Source organism: Albidovulum salinarum (assembly GCF_025673475.1).
In the GTDB taxonomy this organism is placed as follows: domain Bacteria; phylum Pseudomonadota; class Alphaproteobacteria; order Rhodobacterales; family Rhodobacteraceae; genus Albidovulum; species Albidovulum salinarum.
Map to the genome: position 1 here is coordinate 86,897 of NZ_JAOVQO010000006.1, position 17,026 is coordinate 103,922.

Annotated in this window: 19 protein-coding genes; 9 read left to right on the plus strand and 10 right to left on the minus strand. The window is 68.9% G+C overall.

Annotated elements, in window-relative coordinates:
• Positions 1 to 83: 83 nt before the first annotated feature.
• Positions 84 to 1,286, minus strand: a complete 1,203-nt coding sequence (locus OEZ60_RS07755; protein WP_263334799.1) for a PepSY-associated TM helix domain-containing protein — start codon at positions 1,284 to 1,286, stop codon at positions 84 to 86.
• A 150-nt stretch (positions 1,287 to 1,436) separates the two neighbouring features.
• Between OEZ60_RS07755 and pcaD the strand changes: the two genes are divergently transcribed.
• The 6 genes from pcaD to OEZ60_RS07785 all read left to right on the plus strand — a co-directional run bounded on the left by pcaD (position 1,437) and on the right by OEZ60_RS07785 (position 7,593).
• Positions 1,437 to 2,225, plus strand: a complete 789-nt coding sequence (pcaD, locus tag OEZ60_RS07760) for a 3-oxoadipate enol-lactonase (RefSeq protein ID WP_263334801.1) — start codon at positions 1,437 to 1,439, stop codon at positions 2,223 to 2,225.
• A 3-nt stretch (positions 2,226 to 2,228) separates the two neighbouring features.
• Positions 2,229 to 2,975 (plus strand): alpha/beta fold hydrolase, encoded by a 747-nt coding sequence (locus tag OEZ60_RS07765; RefSeq protein ID WP_263334803.1) that lies wholly within the window; start codon positions 2,229 to 2,231, stop codon positions 2,973 to 2,975.
• Between the two features lie 144 nt (positions 2,976 to 3,119).
• Positions 3,120 to 4,343, plus strand: coding sequence for a TCR/Tet family MFS transporter (locus tag OEZ60_RS07770; RefSeq protein WP_263334804.1), 1,224 nt, complete (start codon positions 3,120 to 3,122; stop codon positions 4,341 to 4,343).
• Between the two features lie 18 nt (positions 4,344 to 4,361).
• Complete coding sequence (locus tag OEZ60_RS07775) at positions 4,362 to 5,438, plus strand: Zn-dependent alcohol dehydrogenase (protein WP_263334806.1); 1,077 nt, start codon at positions 4,362 to 4,364, stop codon at positions 5,436 to 5,438.
• A gap of 94 nt (positions 5,439 to 5,532) precedes the next feature.
• Positions 5,533 to 6,774, plus strand: coding sequence for a mandelate racemase/muconate lactonizing enzyme family protein (locus OEZ60_RS07780; protein WP_263334807.1), 1,242 nt, complete (start codon positions 5,533 to 5,535; stop codon positions 6,772 to 6,774).
• A gap of 195 nt (positions 6,775 to 6,969) precedes the next feature.
• Complete coding sequence (locus OEZ60_RS07785; protein ID WP_263334809.1) at positions 6,970 to 7,593, plus strand: exopolysaccharide biosynthesis protein; 624 nt, start codon at positions 6,970 to 6,972, stop codon at positions 7,591 to 7,593.
• A gap of 497 nt (positions 7,594 to 8,090) precedes the next feature.
• Here OEZ60_RS07785 and rpsO read toward each other — a convergent pair whose 3' ends face one another.
• From rpsO to OEZ60_RS07820, 6 genes are all read right to left on the minus strand, one after another.
• A complete protein-coding gene (gene rpsO, locus OEZ60_RS07795) occupies positions 8,091 to 8,360 on the minus strand; it encodes a 30S ribosomal protein S15 (RefSeq protein WP_263334811.1) in 270 nt (89 codons plus the stop codon).
• A gap of 144 nt (positions 8,361 to 8,504) precedes the next feature.
• Positions 8,505 to 9,605 (minus strand): calcium-binding protein, encoded by a 1,101-nt coding sequence (locus OEZ60_RS07800; RefSeq protein WP_263334812.1) that lies wholly within the window; start codon positions 9,603 to 9,605, stop codon positions 8,505 to 8,507.
• Between the two features lie 104 nt (positions 9,606 to 9,709).
• On the minus strand, positions 9,710 to 10,240 hold the full coding sequence (locus OEZ60_RS07805; protein ID WP_263334814.1) for a DUF1643 domain-containing protein: 531 nt from the start codon (positions 10,238 to 10,240) through the stop codon (positions 9,710 to 9,712).
• Positions 10,237 to 10,893 carry an RluA family pseudouridine synthase gene (locus OEZ60_RS07810; RefSeq protein ID WP_263334816.1) on the minus strand — a complete coding sequence of 219 codons (657 nt, stop codon included), beginning with the start codon at positions 10,891 to 10,893 and terminating at the stop codon, positions 10,237 to 10,239. The genes OEZ60_RS07805 and OEZ60_RS07810 overlap by 4 nt, the downstream gene beginning before the upstream one ends.
• Positions 10,894 to 10,999: 106 nt before the next feature.
• Positions 11,000 to 11,896, minus strand: coding sequence for a homocysteine S-methyltransferase family protein (locus tag OEZ60_RS07815; RefSeq protein WP_263334818.1), 897 nt, complete (start codon positions 11,894 to 11,896; stop codon positions 11,000 to 11,002).
• Between the two features lie 4 nt (positions 11,897 to 11,900).
• The gene (locus OEZ60_RS07820; RefSeq protein WP_263334819.1) at positions 11,901 to 12,524 is read right to left on the minus strand and encodes a LysE family translocator; all 624 of its coding nucleotides are present in this window, start codon (positions 12,522 to 12,524) and stop codon (positions 11,901 to 11,903) included.
• A gap of 122 nt (positions 12,525 to 12,646) precedes the next feature.
• Between OEZ60_RS07820 and OEZ60_RS07825 the strand changes: the two genes are divergently transcribed.
• On the plus strand, positions 12,647 to 13,069 hold the full coding sequence (locus OEZ60_RS07825) for a VOC family protein (RefSeq protein ID WP_263334821.1): 423 nt from the start codon (positions 12,647 to 12,649) through the stop codon (positions 13,067 to 13,069).
• A gap of 9 nt (positions 13,070 to 13,078) precedes the next feature.
• Here OEZ60_RS07825 and OEZ60_RS07830 read toward each other — a convergent pair whose 3' ends face one another.
• From OEZ60_RS07830 to OEZ60_RS07840, 3 genes are all read right to left on the minus strand, one after another.
• On the minus strand, positions 13,079 to 13,855 hold the full coding sequence (locus OEZ60_RS07830) for a GFA family protein (protein WP_263334823.1): 777 nt from the start codon (positions 13,853 to 13,855) through the stop codon (positions 13,079 to 13,081).
• Between the two features lie 46 nt (positions 13,856 to 13,901).
• Positions 13,902 to 14,357 carry a GAF domain-containing protein gene (locus OEZ60_RS07835; RefSeq protein ID WP_263334824.1) on the minus strand — a complete coding sequence of 152 codons (456 nt, stop codon included), beginning with the start codon at positions 14,355 to 14,357 and terminating at the stop codon, positions 13,902 to 13,904.
• Positions 14,358 to 14,431: 74 nt separating this feature from the next.
• Positions 14,432 to 15,610: a thiolase family protein gene (locus OEZ60_RS07840; protein WP_263335053.1), complete on the minus strand. Its 1,179-nt coding sequence runs from the start codon at positions 15,608 to 15,610 to the stop codon at positions 14,432 to 14,434.
• Between the two features lie 98 nt (positions 15,611 to 15,708).
• Here OEZ60_RS07840 and OEZ60_RS07845 point away from each other — a divergent pair, with 98 nt between their 5' ends.
• A complete protein-coding gene (locus OEZ60_RS07845; RefSeq protein WP_263334826.1) occupies positions 15,709 to 16,053 on the plus strand; it encodes an STAS domain-containing protein in 345 nt (114 codons plus the stop codon).
• Positions 16,013 to 16,534: an ATP-binding protein gene (locus tag OEZ60_RS07850; protein WP_263334828.1), complete on the plus strand. Its 522-nt coding sequence runs from the start codon at positions 16,013 to 16,015 to the stop codon at positions 16,532 to 16,534. The genes OEZ60_RS07845 and OEZ60_RS07850 overlap by 41 nt, the downstream gene beginning before the upstream one ends.
• The last annotated feature ends 492 nt before the right edge of the window (positions 16,535 to 17,026 follow it).

The window sequence follows — 17,026 nt, forward strand, 5'->3', positions numbered from 1 at the left end:
GCGCGCGGCTCAATCGTGGCGCGAATCGCTTTCGACTGACCGCATCTACCGGAGCCGCCGGGTACGCACCACCGCGGAAACCCTCAGATCGCGTGGATAAGCGCCATTGCGGCCATCGTGACGGCGAGTGCCGCATAGGCCCATTTTACAGGTCCAAGCCCACCAAGAAACACGTCCAGACCGCCAGCGGACCGGTCGTTTCGCGCCGGACGAAGTCGCGCGATAAAGACCCTCATGCCGGTTACCGCAAGCGTGACCGCACCGAGACCGAATGCCACCCAGACGAGTATCGACACGAATCCGCCCCATTTGCCATAATGAACGCCGATCGCCACCGGAAGGATCCGGGCCATCGCATTGCCGGTCTCGGGCAGATCGCGCGCGACGATCCCCATCGTCGCGGGATCGAACCGGACCTCGGCCGGACCGAACATCGCCCCCCGGCCCGCGATATGGCCCACGACCGCGAGCGGCTCTCGCGGCAGCCCGGGAAGCGTGATCTGGGTCGCGACCAGTTCCGGCACCACCGCTTCGGCGGCGGCCACCAGCCGATCGAGGTCGTGGCCGTCGAAGCCGGCGGGCAGCCGCTCTGCGCGCACAGCGAGCGCGCCGGGCGGCGGATGCCGCGGGCGCACTCCGATCCGGTCGAGCAGGAAGATCATCCCGCTCACACTGACGATCAGCAGGAACGGCCAAACCCAGACCGCGACCAGCCGATGCCATGCCCCCATCCGCAGCCGGGCATCTCCGCCCGCAGCGGGCCGGCGGAGCATTCCCCTCCAGAACCGGCGGTAGGTGACGAGCCCGGTGACCAGCATTGAAAAGAGCGCGACCGACAGCGCCGTCACGGCGACCTCCGCCGGCCTCCACCGGGTCAGGTAGTTGACATGGATCTCGCGGATCGCATTGCGTGCCGCCGCCAGCCCAGCGCCACCCGAACCAAGCACCCGCCCGTCCGCCGGATCCGTCCAGACCATCCGCGGCCGGTCCCGCGCGTCCTTGACATAGGCGATGTCGCCGAACCAGGGCCGCTCGGAGCGCCGCATGATGAAGATCTCGGTACCGGGATCGGCCTTCCGTATGTTGTCGTATGCCGCTCCGAACGTGGTCTGCTCGGGCGGCGTCAGGCGGGCCAGCCACAGGTCCGGCCGGCCGGCAAGGGTCAGTTCCGGCGAGAAGAGAAGGAGCGTCCCGGTCACGAAACTGAGCGCGAACAGAAGGCTGAGGTTCAGCCCGACCAAGGCGTGCAGCCGAAACAGCACCCGTCGCAGGTTCCGACCGGCCATGATCAATCACACCATATCCAATATCCGTCCCGCCGAACTGGTAGCATTGCCACGGCCACGGCGCAAATCCCCGCCGCAGCGAGGCCGGCGCGGTCTTGTGGATCCCACCCTGCCGCCGCAGGATGCCGGAGCAACCCCGGAAGGCACGCGATGAACATTCTCGATCTCGGAGACATCCAGCTCCACTGGCGCGAGGACGGCGACCCGGCCGGCGCGCCGGTGGTCTTCGCCAACTCGCTCGGCACCGATCTGCGGATGTGGGACAAGCTCGTGCCACGCCTGCCGCAGGGGCTGCGGCTGATCCGCTACGACAAGCGCGGCCACGGGCTGTCCTCCTGCCCGGCCGGGCCCTACGGGATGGGCACGCTCGTCCGCGATGCCGAGCGGTTGCTCGACGGGCTCGGGGTGCGCGACTGCGTCTTCGTCGGGCTTTCGGTCGGCGGGCTGATCGCCCAAGGGCTCGCGGTGAAGCGGCTGGATCTCTTGCGCGCGATGGTGCTGTCGAACACCGCGGCCAAGATCGGCACCCAGCAGATGTGGGCCGACCGCATCGCGACGGTCCGCAAGGACGGGATCGAGGCGATCGCCGACGGGCTGATGGAGCGGTGGTTCTCGAAGCCGTTCCGCGCCACGCCCGAGCTGCGGGGCTGGCGCAACATGCTGACCCGCCAGCCGGTCGAGGGCTATGCCGGCACCGCCGCCGCGATCGCCGGGACCGATTTCATCACGCCGACCTCGGGCCTCACGCTGCCGACGCTGGTGCTTGCCGGCTCGGAGGACGGTGCCACCCCGCCCGACCTCGTGCGCGAGACCGCGGGCCTGATCCGCGGCGCCCGGTTCGAGCTCATCCGCGGCGCGGGTCACCTGCCGCCGGTCGAGAAGCCGGGCGAATACGCGACGCTCCTGACCGGCTTCCTTAACGCGATCGGCCATCACTGAACGATGGCGCGCTTTCTCCTGATCCACGGCTCCTGCCACGGCGCCTGGTGCTGGCGCGAGGTGATCGCGGAACTCGCCACCCTGGGTCACGACGCGAAGGCCATCGACCTGCCCGCCCACGGCGACGACCCGACTCCGGCGGCGGCGGCGACGCTTGACCTCTATGCCGAGACGATCCTCACCGCTATCGAGGCGCCGGTGACGCTGGTCGGCCATTCCGCCGGCGGCTACCCGATCACGCTCGCGGCCGAACGCGCGCCCCACAAGATCACCCGGCTCGTCTATCTCTGCGCCTACGTCCCCGCCCCCGGCCTCTCGATGATCGAGATGCGCCGCGCCGGGCCGAGCCAGCCTCTCGCCGGCGCCGTCCACGCCGATCCCGACGGCATCAGCTACCGGATCGACCCGGAGAAGGCGCGTACCACCTTCTTCCACGACTACTCAGAGGCGGCGCTGGCAGATACGCTGCCCCGGCTCTGCCCCGAGCCGATCGCGCCGCAATCGACCGCGCTACCGCAGCTGCACCACTGGCCCTCGGTCGAAAAGCACTACATCCGCTGCGACGACGACCACGCGATCCCGCCCGGCTACCAGACGACGATGAGCGCCGGCTTTCCCCCTGCCCATGTCAGCGCCCTGCCGACCGGCCATTCTCCCTTTCTCTCGGCGCCCGCGCTCCTCGCCCGGCGCCTCGACGAGATCGCCCGGACCCGGCCCAATCTCCGCCCCGACGGCGACACACCCGGCTGAAACGCCTCCCCTCCCCCTCGTGGGGAGGGGATGGGGGTGGGGGGCGACACCGGGCCCCGACTCGAACCTGCGGCAGGGAATTCCCGCCTTTCCCCGCCGCGCGGCGTCCGCTAGCGTGTCCGAGCCCGACGGGCAGGACACCCCATGCAGAACCGCCTCGCGCTGATCTTCATCCTGATGACCGTGATGATCGATGCCATCGGCATCGGCATCATCTTCCCCGTCATGCCCGACCTCCTCGCCGAGGTGACCGGCGCCGACATTTCGCATGCGGCGCTCTGGGGCGGGGTTCTGGCCACCTCCTTCGCGGTAATGCAGTTCCTCTTCGGCCCCGTTGTCGGCAACCTCTCGGACCGCTACGGACGGCGGCCGGTCATGCTCACCGCGCTTGGCGTGATGGCGGTGGACTACTCGATCATGGCGGTCGCCGGCACGATCTGGCTCCTGCTCGTCGGCCGCGTCGTCGCCGGGATCACCGCGGCGACCTACACCACCGCCTCGGCCTATATGGCAGACATCTCGCCGAAGGAAGACCGCGCGAAGAACTTCGGCCTGATCGGCGCGGCCTTCGGGCTCGGCTTCATCGCCGGCCCGTTCCTCGGCAGCCTGCTTTCGACCCTCGGCATCCGTGCGCCCTTCTGGGGCGCGGCGGCGCTTTCGGCCGCCAATCTCGTCCTTGGCCTCGTCGTCCTGCCGGAATCGGTGACCGACCGGATCCGCCGCCCCTTCTCCTGGGCGCGGGCCAATCCCCTCGCCTCGTTCCGCGCCATCGGCCGGCTGCCCGGCCTCGGCCGGCTCCTCGCGCTCTACCTCGTCTACAACGTCGCACTCCATGTCTACGAATCGGTCTGGGCCTTCTACGGCAAGGCCCGGTTCGACTGGGACCCGTTCATGATCGGCGTCTCGCTCGCCGTCTACGGGCTCTTCTTCACGCTCGTGCAGGCCTTCGCCATCGGCCCGGTGATCCGCGCCGTGGGCGAGCGCCGCGCGGCCCTCTACGGCCTCTGGATCGAGTTCGCGGCCTGCCTCTTCTTCGCCTTCGTCACCTCCGGCTCCGCCGCCATCGTCTTCACCGCCATCGCCGCCTTCGGCAGCATCGCCGGTCCGGCGATGCAGGGGCTGATGTCGAACGGCACCCCCGACGACCAGCAGGGCGAACTGCAGGGCGTGATAGCCTCGCTGACGGCCGTCGGCATGATCCTCTCGCCGATGCTGATGACCGGGACCTTCTCGTGGTTCACCCGCCCCGGCGCCGCGCCCTACTTCCCCGGCGCGCCGTTCCTGCTCGCCGCCGCGCTGGTGGTCGTTTGCGTCATCATCCTTGTCGCGCGTTCGCGCGAATCCGCACCCGCCGACCCCGTAGCCTGACCCCGAACGGAGACCGCGATGCCCCAGATCCGCGCCGCCATCTGCCATGCATTCGGCCAACCGCTCACGGTCGAGACGGTCGATCTGCGCGCGCCCGGCCCCGGCGAGGTCGAGGTGACGCTCGACGCCTGCGCGATCTGCTATTCCGACATCTCCTATATCGATGGCGGCTGGGGCGGCGCGCTGCCCGCGGTTTACGGCCACGAGGCGGCGGGCCGGGTCAGCGCCACCGGCCCCGGTGTTGTCGCCTACACGCCGGGTGACCCCGTCCTCGTCACGCTGATCCGCGCCTGCGGGGCCTGCGCGCCCTGCGCCACCGGCCGCCCGGTCCACTGCGCAACGCCCCCCGGCACCGAAAGCCCGCTGAGCTGGAACGGCAAGCCCCTCGAACAGGGCCTGAACTGCGGCGCCTTCGCCGAACGGGTCGTCGTGCAATCAAGCCAGCTCGCCTCCCTGCCCGCTGGCATCCCGATGGAGGCCGCCGCGCTTCTCTCCTGCGGCGCAATCACCGGGCTCGGCGCCGCGGTGAACACCGCCCGCATCCGCCCCGGCGAGGTGGTGACGGTGATCGGCGCGGGCGGCGTCGGCCTCAATGCGATCCAGGGCGCCCGGCTCGCCGGCGCCGCGCGCATCATCGCCGTCGACATGAACGCCGAGAAACTCGCCACCGCGATCGAGTTCGGCGCCACCGACGGCGTCCTCGCCACCAATCCGAAACCCTGGGCCGAGGCGAAACGCTTCGCCGGGCGCGGCGCCGACGCGGTGCTCGTCACCGTGGGGGCGATCCCCGCCTACGACACCGCGCCGCGCTTCCTCGCCCCCGGCGGGCGCATGGTCGCGGTCGGCATGCCGCATTCCGGCGCGACCTCCGCCTACGAACCGGTGATCCTTGCCGCGACCGGACAGAGCATGACCGGCTCGCTCATGGGCGACACCGTGCTCGCCCGCGACATCCCCTGGATCACCGATCTCTACGCCCAGGGCCGGCTCAAGCTCGACGAGCTGATCTCGGGCCGCTTCAGCCTCGACGAGATCAACGAGGCGATCGCCGACACCAGATCCGGAGCCGCCCGCCGAAACGTACTCATCTTCTGATTTCTTCATTGCCGAAATACCCCGCGGGGGAGGCCCGGGCCCCGCCCGGGCCCGGGGGGCGCGAAGCCCCCCGCCACGCCAGAAAGGACAGGACATGCGCCTCAAGGACCTCGAGATCTTCACCGTAGCCCCCCCCGCCCCCGGCTGGGGCGGCCGCTACTGGATCTTCACCAAGCTCACCACCGACGACGGCATCACCGGCTACGGCGAATGCTACGCCTCCTCGGTCGGGCCCAAGGCGATGGAGGCCGTCATCACCGACGTCTTCAACCGCCACATGGCCGGCGAAAACCCGGAAAACATCGAACTGATGTTCCGCCGCGCCTATTCCTCGGGCTTCACCCAGCGCCCCGACCTCACCGTGATGGGCGCCTTCTCGGGGCTCGAGATCGCCTGCTGGGACATCATCGGCAAGGCGCGAGGCCGCCCGGTCCACGCGCTCCTCGGCGGCAGGATCAACGAGCGCTTGCGCTCCTACACCTATCTCTACCCCGAGCCGGGCAAGGAGACGGCCGAGTTCTGGGTCAGCCCCGACATGGCCGCCGAGGCGGCGGCACGCTTCGCGGACATGGGCTTCACCGCCGTCAAGTTCGACCCCGCCGGCCCCTACACGATCCGCGGCGGCCACGATCCCAGCCAGTCCGACATCTCGCGCTCGGCCGCCTTCTGCAAGGCGATCCGCGAGGCGGTCGGCGACCGCGCCGACCTCCTCTTCGGCACCCACGGCCAGTTCAACGTCGCCGGTGCGATCCGGCTTGCCCAGGCGATCGAGCCCTACGGGCCGCTCTGGTACGAAGAACCGATCCCGCCCGACAACCTCTTGGACTTCGCCGAGGTGCAGAAGGCGGTGCGGATCCCGGTCGCGACCGGCGAGCGCTTCACCACCAAGGCCGAGTTCGCGACCGTGCTCAGGACCGGCGGCGCCCGCATCCTGCAACCCGCCCTCGGCCGCGCCGGCGGGATCTGGGAGATGAAGAAGCTCGCCGCCATCGCCGAGGTCTTTACCGCCCAGATGGCCCCGCATCTCTATGCCGGCCCGGTGGAATGGGCGGCCAACATCCAGCTCGGCGCCTCGATCCCGAACCTCCTTATGGTGGAGACGATCGAGACCGGCGGCGCCTTCCACCTCAAGCTCATAAAGAACTCGATCAAGTGGGAAGAGGGCTACGTCATCGTCCCGGACACCCCAGGTCTCGGCATCGAGTTCGACGAGGATCTCGCGCGCGCCCATCCCTACACCGGGACGCGCCTGCACCTCGAGATGCAGGAGGCGCCCTGCGACTACGCGAGGCCCAACTGGTTCGAGGGCGGCGCGCCCGCGACGAAGCGGCCCTGAGCGGCCGGCCGAAACCCGCCGCCGCCCCGGCACGCGCCCTTGACGCGCCGGGGCGGCGCCCCATCTAGATCGCTAGCCCCACCCGCCCCGATCACCGGCGGCGGCATTCCGGCGTCCACGAGGTAGTGAAATGCGCCGCCCCTCCGCCCAGCGCGGACCCGCCCCCCGATGAACGCGCCCGTTCATTTTCCGGACATGGGCGAAGAACCCCACGGCCCGTTCCGCGAGCCGAAGCCCCTGTCGCAGGTCCTCGTCGAAGCGGTGTCCAGTCCCGCTCCGCGGCTCACGCTCGGCGAACTCATCGGCCATCTCTCGTCGCGCGGGCTCGCGCCCCTGATCCTGCTCATGGGGATGATCAACGTCGTCACCATCATCCCCGGCTCCTCGACCGTGCTCGGCCTGCCGCTGGTCTTCCTCGGCCTTGCGCTCCTCATCGGAGCCCGCACGCTCTGGCTGCCGGCGAGCCTCCGCGACCGCAGCTTCGACCGCGCCGCGCTCCAACGGGGAGTTGAGCGCGCCCTGCCCTACCTGCAGCGGATCGAGCGCCTCGCCCATCCGCGTCTCTGGCCCTGGGGCCAGGTGCTTCTCGACAGGATCTACGGCGCGATCGTGCTTTTCCTCGGCCTGATGGTGACGCTGCCAGTGCCGTTCGGCAACACGATGCCGGCGATCTCGATCATCCTGCTGTCGCTCGGCTTCACTGCCCGCGATGGGCTCTGGGTCGTGGCCGGCCTCTTCACGACCGTGCTCGCGCTCGGTATCGTCCTTGGCTTTGCCGGCGCGGCCACGGTGGTCGGCGCGAGCCTTCTGGGATTCTGATGTCCGGCCGGCACGGGTGCTGCCGGTGCCGCCCTTCGACAACGAGACTGATAGACAAACCGTCGTACCGGCTAAAGGACGAGCAGATGGCGTGTCCTCGGCCGATCGCCGGTCAATCGACCCCCTGGATCTATTGCCGACCCGACTCGCGCCCGGAGAGCCATGACAGGCCGCGCGTCGATGATCGGCCTGTCCCAGGTGGACCAACCTTCATTAATCACAATGGTTTGCGCTGGGACATGCGCCAAGGGAGCATGGGCCGCCGACGCCTCACTTTAACCGCTGGAAATGATGGGCCGACCGCCGCGCAGGAAGCTCGGGCCTCATGGTTGCGCGCGAGCTCAAGTCCCGCGCCGGCTTCACCTGCCGCGAATGCATCCGCCGGAGGCCGGGACATACCACCGGACGACACGAGGTCAATGCGGTTTCCCGCTCGCCCGAAATGAAACGCCCGCGCCTTTCGGCACGGGCGTTCGATTCCGTCGGTCGATCCGCGATCAGCGGCGCAGGCCGAGGCGCTCGATGAGCTTGGCGTAGCGCGCTTCGTCGTTCTTCTTGAGGTAGTCGAGAAGCTTGCGGCGCTGGGCGACGAGCTTCAGCAGGCCGCGACGCGAATGGTTGTCCTTCGCGTGGGTCTTGAAGTGCTCGGTCAGCGTGGCAATCCGCGAGGAGAGGATTGCAACCTGGACTTCCGGTGAACCGGTGTCGTCCTTGGCGGTCGCGAATTCCTTGATGACGCGGGCTTTTTCTTCGGCAGTGATCGACATCGGGGTCTCCTTTCGGTGTCAAAGGGTCATGGCGCAAGCCGGGATGTCGTCCAGCAAGGCCCGTGGAGTGCACCCGCCGTTTCCAGCGGATGCGCGCGTATAGGGGAAAACACCCGAAAAGGAAAGCGGGAAATACCCCCGCTGTCAGGCGGCGCCCTTCGCATCCTCCGGCATCAGCGCGATATCGGTGGGCGTCAGCGCGGGATAGCCTAGAACATGGGCGATGACCAATCCATCGATCCGTATCTCCATCGCCCCCGCCACCTCCTGCGACGACCCGACCGCAACCTCCGGATCGGGATGCCGCGCCGGGTCGTAGATCAGGACCAGCCGATCCTGTTCCGGATCGTAGTCACCGATCGTCGTGACGCCCTCCTTGTCACCCAGCCAGTCGGCGAGTCCGAACGTATCCGCCCCGGCGCCGCCCTCGGCCCAGTCGCCCGCTCCGACGCGGATCGTGTCGTCACCCGCGCCGCCGTTGAGAAAGTCGCGCCCTTCGGTGTCCGGATCACACCCATTGGGCACGCGGCCGTCAAGGATGTCGCGGCCATCGCCACCCATGAGCGTGTCCTGCCCGGCCCCGCCGACGAGCGTGTCGTCGCCCAGCGTGCCTTGCAACGCATCGTCGCCATCGCCACCGTGAAGCAGGTCGGCGCCGCCGCCGCCGATCAGCGTGTCGTCGCCCGCGCCGCCGTCGAGCGTGTCGTCGCCTTCGTGGCCCGCAAGCAGATCATCGCCGTTCTCGCCATGCAGGTCGTCGTTGCCGTACCCGCCGTGCAGGGCATCGTCACCGCCGCCGCCAAGAAGCGTGTCATCGCCGTCCTGCCCGTGAAGGTCGTCGCGCCCCTCTCCGCCCGCGATGAGATCGTCGCCGCCATAGCCGCCGATCTGGTCCTCTCCGTCGCCTCCCGACAGGGTCTCAGCCTCGTCCGTGCCCGACACGATCAGGTCCAGCGGTGCTCCCCGGATCCCGTGTTCCCGCGAGGCGTCGTCGTCCTCGGACGGCGGATAGCCATGGCCGCCGATCCGGTCCTCCCCTTCGCCCCCCGACATGGTCTCTGCCTCGTCCGTGCCCGACACGATCAGGTCCAGCGGCGTTCCCTCGATCCCGTGCTCCTGCGAGGCGTCGTCGTCCTCGGGCGGCGGATCGCCTGCACCGGGATCCTCGCCCGCCCTCAATATGCCGCTGAAATCAACCGCGGCCCCCACCATCATCAGCCCAACGAGGCTGGCCAAAATGAACATGCCATCCACCCGATCTTCGCGGCCGGCAATCCCCGTGGCCGGCACACCCCGCTGCCAGTGAAGCGCCGAAACCTTAAGCCGGGGCCAAGAAACCTGCAGCCGATTCAATTCTCCGCATTTTCCGCCGGAGCCTCGCGCCAGGGTTCAGGGTGGCGCGCATAGCCGACGTAGAGCGGATGGCGTGGATGGCCACCGCGGGTCAGCCCGAGATGCCAGAGCGGAACGTCCGCCGCTCGTAGCGCCGCCGCGACCTCCAAACCGCGGCCGAGATGGGTGCCGTGCACGCCCCAGCCGCAGAGGACCAGCGCCGCCTCCGACGCGGCCGCGAGCAGCGCCGCGTCGTTATGCGGTCCGACCGGCGCGGCCGCCCGCTTCAGCTCGCGCGGATCCGTGGCGCGGTAGCCGAAGATGTTGGCGACGGTAAAACCTCCGAACCCCATCGCCCGCGCCCGCCGCTCGCAGCGTTCGACCGTCGGATCGTTCCGCTCCTCGGTCGCTGTCGAGGGGTTCAAGAGGACGAAGAGAAGCCGCCCGCCCTTCCCCCAGTCGCGGCGCAGCAAGTAGCGATACGCGCCGCAGTCGGAATAGAGCGCCGCGGACCGGGTTTCGCCGTCCTCGTGCCGACGGGTGATCACCGGAACGGGCAGGGTGCGGAGAAGGTCATGCCGCGCCCGGTCTCGGGATGGTTGCAGCGCAGGCTCTCGGCATGGAGCATAAGCCGCGGGAAGTGGCGCGCATCCCCCTCCGCATAAAGCGCGTCGCCGAGGATCGGGTGACCGAGTTCTCTCATGTGGACGCGCAGTTGATGGCTGCGCCCGGTGATCGGCATGAGCCGCACCCGCGTCGTGCCATCCGGATCGTGGCCGAGCACCTTCCAGTCGGTCTGGGCTGGCTTGCCGGTCTCGTGGTTGACGTGCTGGCGCGGCCGGTTCGGCCAGTCGACGATCAGCGGCAGGTCGACCCTGCCCTCCTTCGGCTCGAGATGGCCCCAGAGTCTTGCGCGGTAGGTCTTCTTCGTCTTGCGCCCCTCGAACTGGGCCGAAAGCTCGCGCTGCGCATGGCGGGTCAGCGCGAAGACGATCACGCCTGACGTGTCGCGGTCGAGCCGGTGCACCAGCAAAGCCTCGGGATAGACCATCTGCACTCGCGCGATCAGGCAGTCGGCCAGATCCTCGCCCTTGCCGGGCACCGAGAGGAGCCCAGCGGGCTTGTCGATGACGAGAATCGCGTGATCGGCATGGATCACGTTCAGCGGATCGGCGGGCGGATTGTAGGCGGCATCAGTCATGGGGCGCACCGGTAGCACGGCCACGGGCGCCGCGCAGCCCCCTTCATCCTGCCCCATTATCCCCGCCGGAGGCTTCCGCCGCCGCCGTCCGCGCCCACCTGCGGGATCAGACGAGGCGGTGCCCCGCCGCCTTCAGCCGGCGCGCGATCTCGGCGATATGCGCCGGGCCGGTCTCGCAACAGCCGCCGACGATCGTCGCGCCCATGTCGACCCATGTCATCGCGAACTCGGCATAGCGGGCCGGTGTCATCTCCGGCCGCGCCGCGAGCGCGTCGACCGTCGGGCTGTCCTTGAGAAACGCCTTGGTGATCTGCTGGAATCCGTTGGCGTAGGCGCCGAAGGGCAGGCCGAAGCGGGCGAGTTCCTCCAGCGCGGCCGCCATCGCCTCGGGCGCGGAGCAATTGGCGAGGACCGCCGCAGCCCCGCCGCGCTCGACGATCGGGCCGAGCGCGGCGACCGGCTCGCCCGAGCGCAGCCGCGCTCCTTCCTCGTCGTCGACCGTGACAGAGATCCAGACGGGCCGACCGCCGACCCTCGCGCCTTCGAGCACCGCGCGCGCGTGGGCAAGCGAGGCGACGGTCTCGGCGAGGAACACGTCGACGACCGGGGCGAGGAGTCCGGCGATCTCGGCGTATTTCGCGACCGCCTCGTCATGCGGCGGATGGGTCTCCGGCCGGTAGGAGGCGACAAGCGGACCGAGCGAGCCCGCGATCCGGCCGGATCCGTGTTCGGCCCGTGCTGCCGCGGCCTCGGCCAGCGCCTGCATGTGCAGGCTGGCAAAGCGGTCGTCGAGCCCGGCCTTCACCAGCCGGTCGTGATGGATCGCATAGGTATTGGTGGTCGCGACCGTGGCGCCGACGGCGAAGTAATCGGCGTGGACCTGGCGCACTAGGCCGGGATGGTCGAGCATCACCTGGGTCGCCCAGAGCGGCGTCGGCTTGTCGCCCGACCGCGCGAGCAGTTCCTGGCCCATGCCGCCATCGAGAAGGGTTACCTCGGCCATCGTCTCACTCCGTTACCAGTTTCGCCGCAAGTCCCGCGAACATCACCGCCGCGATCCGGTTAAGCGCGTTGAGCCTCGCCCCGATGCGCGCGCCAAGCACGCCCGCGACGATACCATAACCGACCGTGACCAGGGTCGCGGTGAAGGTGAAGATCCCGCCGAGAAGCAGGACCTGCTGCCAGATCGGCCCGTAGGAAGGGTCGGTGAACTGCGGCAGGAAGGCGAGGATGAAGAGCACCGGCTTGGGATTGAGCGCGTTCGACAGGAAGCCGCGCGCCACCGCGCGCCAGGGCGACATCACGCCGCGCACCCGCCCCTCCGGCCCCGCTGCCCGCCAGCTCTTCCACGCCAGCCAGAGGAGATAGGCCGCCCCGGCCCAGCGGATCGCCCCGAGCGCGCCGGGATGGGCCGCGATCAGCGCCGAGAGGCCGAGGACCGCGAGCGTCACATGCCAGACCACGCCGAGCCCGACCCCGAGCCCCGCCATCGCGCCGGCCCGCGGCCCGCCCTGCAGCCCGCAGGCGGTGGTGAAGAACACGTCCGCCCCCGGCGCGAGGTTGAGGATCAGCCCGCCCATCGTGAAGGCGATCAGGCTCTGGGTCGGAAAGATCTGGATCAGATCCCACATCGCTTGCGCTCCGCTGCGGCTCGCCCAAAGCCCTGACCGAAAGCTCGGGTCCGGTCAATCCCGCGCGGGATTGACCTCGCCCTCGGATGTTGCGAGCGTCGGTCCGGCAGAGGAAGGTTCCGATGGATTACGAGACGGTCAAGGCCGAGGATTTCGGGCGTTCGCTTTCCGGCATCGGGCTCAATCTCCTCGTCCGCGATGTCGAGCGTCTGGCGGCTTTCCTCGGCGCGGTGTTCGGGATGACCGCGCACCGGCTCAGCCGGGATTTCGCCATCATGTCATATCACGGCGAGGTGTTTCAGCTTCACGCCGATCCGACCTACCACGCGCACCCCTTACCGGCACTTCTGCCCGAGGCCGGTCCGCGCGGCGCCGGGGTCGAGATCCGGCTCTACGAGACCGATCCCGACGCCGCCGCCGAACGGGCCTCGGCCTTCCCGGATGCGACGATCCTGCAGCCGCCGACGGACAAGCCGCACGGGCTCAGGGAATGCTACATCCTGTGCGAGAACGGCTACGCCTGGGTACCGAGCCGGAGGCTCTGACCGCAGGCGTCACGAACCCGGGGTCCGGTCGTCGATCTCGTAGTAATCGCCCTTGTCGGCAACGAAGATATGCTCGGCAAGCCAACCGCCGGTCGGTCCGACCACCGACCCGGCCTCCACCGAGAACTCGCCTTTGGCCGATCGGAACCAGAGGCTCGCGCCGCAGCGGGCGCAGAAACCGCGCCGCCCGTCACCCGGGGTCCGGTACTCGGCAAGGGTTTCGCGGCTCCGCCAGGTGGCGGCGCTCTCGTCGGCGTCGAACGATGCCGCGTAATGGCCCGAGAGCTTGCGGCACTGCGTGCAGTGACAGGCCGTGATCGGGCCCGCCGCCCCGGGCACCGTGAAGGCCGCGCCGCCGCAGAGACAGGCGCAGTCGAGATGGTCGGGCCTCGCCGCCGGCGCGTCCGGCTGCGGGCCCTCGCAGGAGTAATAGTCCGCCGCATCCTCGGTGTGGATGTGGCGGGTGAGCCTCAGCCCGGTCGGCCCGTCGAGCGCGCCCGGCGCGATCGCCATGCGGTCCTGTCCGGCCGGTTTCCAGAAGAGGCTCGCCCCGCAGCGCCGGCAGAAGCCGCGCCGCGCGGCGGCAGAGCTGTCGTACCAGGCAAGCGTCTCGTCCGAGGTGATGCGGAGCCGGTCGAGCGGCGCCGAGGTCGCCGCCCAGAAATGCCCGCTGGTGCGCCGGCACTGGCCGCAATGGCAGGCCCAGACGTCGCGCAAGGGGCCGTCGGTCTCGAAAGTCACGCCGCCGCAGAGGCAGCTGCCATGGTGATGTTGGGTGTCGCTCATGCGGCGACGTTCTCACGCCGGCCGGTGCGCCGCCCGGCGATCCGCGTCACAGATGGCCGAAAACCGACTTCAGGATGGCGGCAAGCCCGCGCCCGTCTTCCTCGGTGAAGGCGCCGGGCTGGTCGCTGTCGATGTCGAAGACGCCGATCAGCCGCCCGTCCTTCGCGAAGACCGGCAGGACGATCTCCGACCGGGTCGACGAGGAGCAGGCGATGTGATCCGCGAAAGCCTCCACGTCGTCGACGATCTGGATCTCGCCCGAGCGCGCCGCTGCACCGCAGACGCCGCGTTCGAACGGGATCGCGAGGCAGCCATGACCGCCCTGATAGGGGCCGATCTTCAGCATCCCCGGCGCCGTGACCCGGTAAAACCCGGTCCAGTCGAAGCGGTCGTCGGAATGGTGCACCTCGCAGGCCACCGTGGCCATCAGCGCGACCGCGTCCGTCTCGCCTTCGGCAAGGCTCGCGATCACGGCGGCGAGCGTGGGATAATCGACGTTCATCTGTGCTCCTCTTGGCGGCCGGCCGAGGGCTGCCGCGCCCCGGTCCACCGGCAGTATCTCCGGCAATGTGAAGATCATGGGCGTTCGATGGCGATGGCAGTGCCCTCGCCGCCACCGATGCAAATCGCGGCGACGCCCCGCTTCAGCCCGCGCTTTTCCAGCGCGTTCAGGAGCGTCACGATGATCCGTGCGCCCGAGGCGCCGATCGGATGGCCGAGCGCGCAGGCGCCGCCGTTGACATTGACGATGTCATGCGAGAGGCCGAACTCGCGCATGAAGGCCATCGGCACGACGGCGAATGCCTCGTTAACCTCCCAAAGATCGACATCGGCGACCGACCAGCCGAGCCGGTCGAGAAGCTTCCGCGCCGCCGGAACCGGGGCGGTCGGGAACTCGGACGGGGCATGGGCATGCGACGCGTGGCCGAGGATCCGGGCGCGGATCTTCAGCCCGGCCGCCTCGGCGGCGCGGCGCGAGGCGAGGACGAGCGCCGCCGCGCCGTCGGAGATGGACGAGGAGTTGGCCGCCGTCACGGTGCCGTCCTTGCGGAAGGCGGGTTTCAGCTGCGGGATCTTCTCGGGCCGCGCGGTGGCGGGCTGTTCGTCGGACGCGACGGTCGTCTCGCCCTTGCGGGTCGTGACCGTCACGGGCGTGATCTCGCCATCGAACGCGCCGGACTTCTGCGCCTGAAGCGCTCGCGACAGCGAGGCAAGCGCGTAGTCGTCCTGCTCGGCCCTGGTAAACTGGAAGGCCGAAGCGCAATCCTCGGCGAAGGTGCCCATGAGGCGCCCTTTGTCATAGGCGTCCTCGAGCCCGTCGAGGAACATGTGGTCGATGACTTGGGCATGGCCGAGCCGCGCGCCGGAGCGCATCTTCGGCAGGAGATAGGGCGCGTTGGTCATGCTCTCCATCCCACCCGCGACCATGATGCCGGTGGTGCCGAGCGCGATCTGGTCATGCGCCATCATCGCCGCCTTCATGCCCGACCCGCACATCTTGTTGAGAGTCGTCGCCGGCACGGCGTCCGAGAGGCCGGCCTTGAACCCCGCCTGGCGCGCCGGGGCCTGACCCTGACCGGCTGGCAGAACGCAGCCCATCAGCACTTCCTCGACGAGGTCGGGGGCCGCGCCGGCATCCGCCAGGGCCGCGGCGATCGCGGCACCGCCCAGCGTTGCCGCATCGGAGTCCGAGAAAGCTCCCTGGAAACCGCCCATCGCGGTCCGCGCCGCGCCGGCGATCACTACATCTTCCATCATCGGTCCTTCCGTATCCGGTTCCGCTTCCGGTCCAAGGCATACCGAATAGTAAGGATTGGCGTCTAGCCTCCAGAGACCTGTTGGAGGTCTGCACCATGAACCTGACTGCCGAATCCGTTGCGGAGGCGCTCGTCGTCAACGTCGACGAGGAGCGAATAGATGCCGCCGTCGCGATCCAGTTCAAGGACCGGATGCGCGACCTGACAGCGGGGGCCGGCGGCCGGATCATTCTCGACCTCGGTCGCGTCATATTCGTCGACAGTTCCGGCCTCGGCGCGATCGTTTCGGTGATGAAGTTCCTCGCGCCGGCGCATCGGCTGGAACTGGCCGGACTTACGCCCAATGTCGGTCGGGTCTTCCATCTGACCCGCATGGACAGCGTGTTCCCGATCCACGCCGATGTCGCGGCCGCTCTTCACGGCGCCGGGCATGATCTCTGACGGCGAAACCGGATCACCCCGTCGCGAACCGGCCGGAAGGGTTTCCGCCCCGTCCACCGGGGAGGGGTTTCACCTTTGCTTCGAGGCCGACCCCTGCACCGTTCGCCGCGTACTTGGACAGGCGGTCGCCGAGCTTGCCCGCGGCCTCAGCCGGGACGATGCGGGCACGTTGGAACTGGCTCTTGCCGAGGTGCTCAACAACATCGTCGAGCACGCCTATGACGGACGGACGTCCGGACAGGTGGAAGTGTGCCTGCACCGGGAAGCGGGATGGATCTGCTGCCGAATCGTCGATTCCGGGCACGCGATGCCTGCGCTCACGCTTCCCGAGGGCCGCATGCGGCCCCTTCCGCCTCGACTTGACGACCTCCCCGAGGGCGGTTGGGGGTGGTCGCTCATTCGCACGCTGGCGACCGACCTCGCCTATCGCCGCGAAGATGGCAGCAATTACCTGACGTTCCGGCTTCCGCTGTCGAGATGACGCGCAATCGTCGCCGCAATTATGCCGCAAATCCACCCAATCCCGGCCCGATTGAAGAGCAAGGATTAACTCGTAGCTGCTAAAAGCTTCCCTCGGCGCCGCGTTCAACAGCCCCCACCCATTGCGCGGCGTCGAGGACTTTAATTTCCTTGATCAAAGCGCGCGCCCAATTATTTGCCCCGGCCTTCGCGCATCATAGGAAATACTCCCTTCAGGCAATCGAACGATCCTGCGATCTGCCCCGATCGGACGCTCGCCAATTGCGCCCGCCCTGTCGATTGATCGCGCTTGCGGTCGAAACCAGAGCGCCACGTCCCGGAAAGCGCTCCAAACGCGGCCACAGCGGGTCGACTGTTCACGCGTAGCGCAATAAGCGTATGGCTCCGCGATTCTCCTCGCAATCACGACAAGTTCGAAACGAAATTCCAGCCACCGTGCCGTCGGATACAGCTGCGTGGACGGCGGCCGGATGATATCGGAAATCGCCCGTCT

What these genes read in the sequence shown, in the direction of transcription:
- OEZ60_RS07755 (WP_263334799.1), bottom strand. Translation starts at nt 1,286, where the DNA reads ATGGCCGGTCGGAACCTGCGACGGGTGCTGTTTCGGCTGCACGCCTTG.
- pcaD (WP_263334801.1), top strand. Translation starts at nt 1,437, where the DNA reads ATGAACATTCTCGATCTCGGAGACATCCAGCTCCACTGGCGCGAGGAC.
- OEZ60_RS07765 (WP_263334803.1), top strand. Translation starts at nt 2,229, where the DNA reads ATGGCGCGCTTTCTCCTGATCCACGGCTCCTGCCACGGCGCCTGGTGC.
- OEZ60_RS07770 (WP_263334804.1), top strand. Translation starts at nt 3,120, where the DNA reads ATGCAGAACCGCCTCGCGCTGATCTTCATCCTGATGACCGTGATGATC.
- OEZ60_RS07775 (WP_263334806.1), top strand. Translation starts at nt 4,362, where the DNA reads ATGCCCCAGATCCGCGCCGCCATCTGCCATGCATTCGGCCAACCGCTC.
- OEZ60_RS07780 (WP_263334807.1), top strand. Translation starts at nt 5,533, where the DNA reads ATGCGCCTCAAGGACCTCGAGATCTTCACCGTAGCCCCCCCCGCCCCC.
- OEZ60_RS07785 (WP_263334809.1), top strand. Translation starts at nt 6,970, where the DNA reads ATGGGCGAAGAACCCCACGGCCCGTTCCGCGAGCCGAAGCCCCTGTCG.
- rpsO (WP_263334811.1), bottom strand. Translation starts at nt 8,360, where the DNA reads ATGTCGATCACTGCCGAAGAAAAAGCCCGCGTCATCAAGGAATTCGCG.
- OEZ60_RS07800 (WP_263334812.1), bottom strand. Translation starts at nt 9,605, where the DNA reads ATGTTCATTTTGGCCAGCCTCGTTGGGCTGATGATGGTGGGGGCCGCG.
- OEZ60_RS07810 (WP_263334816.1), bottom strand. Translation starts at nt 10,893, where the DNA reads ATGACTGATGCCGCCTACAATCCGCCCGCCGATCCGCTGAACGTGATC.
- OEZ60_RS07815 (WP_263334818.1), bottom strand. Translation starts at nt 11,896, where the DNA reads ATGGCCGAGGTAACCCTTCTCGATGGCGGCATGGGCCAGGAACTGCTC.
- OEZ60_RS07820 (WP_263334819.1), bottom strand. Translation starts at nt 12,524, where the DNA reads ATGTGGGATCTGATCCAGATCTTTCCGACCCAGAGCCTGATCGCCTTC.
- OEZ60_RS07825 (WP_263334821.1), top strand. Translation starts at nt 12,647, where the DNA reads ATGGATTACGAGACGGTCAAGGCCGAGGATTTCGGGCGTTCGCTTTCC.
- OEZ60_RS07830 (WP_263334823.1), bottom strand. Translation starts at nt 13,855, where the DNA reads ATGAGCGACACCCAACATCACCATGGCAGCTGCCTCTGCGGCGGCGTG.
- OEZ60_RS07835 (WP_263334824.1), bottom strand. Translation starts at nt 14,357, where the DNA reads ATGAACGTCGATTATCCCACGCTCGCCGCCGTGATCGCGAGCCTTGCC.
- OEZ60_RS07840 (WP_263335053.1), bottom strand. Translation starts at nt 15,610, where the DNA reads ATGGAAGATGTAGTGATCGCCGGCGCGGCGCGGACCGCGATGGGCGGT.
- OEZ60_RS07845 (WP_263334826.1), top strand. Translation starts at nt 15,709, where the DNA reads ATGAACCTGACTGCCGAATCCGTTGCGGAGGCGCTCGTCGTCAACGTC.
- OEZ60_RS07850 (WP_263334828.1), top strand. Translation starts at nt 16,013, where the DNA reads ATGTCGCGGCCGCTCTTCACGGCGCCGGGCATGATCTCTGACGGCGAA.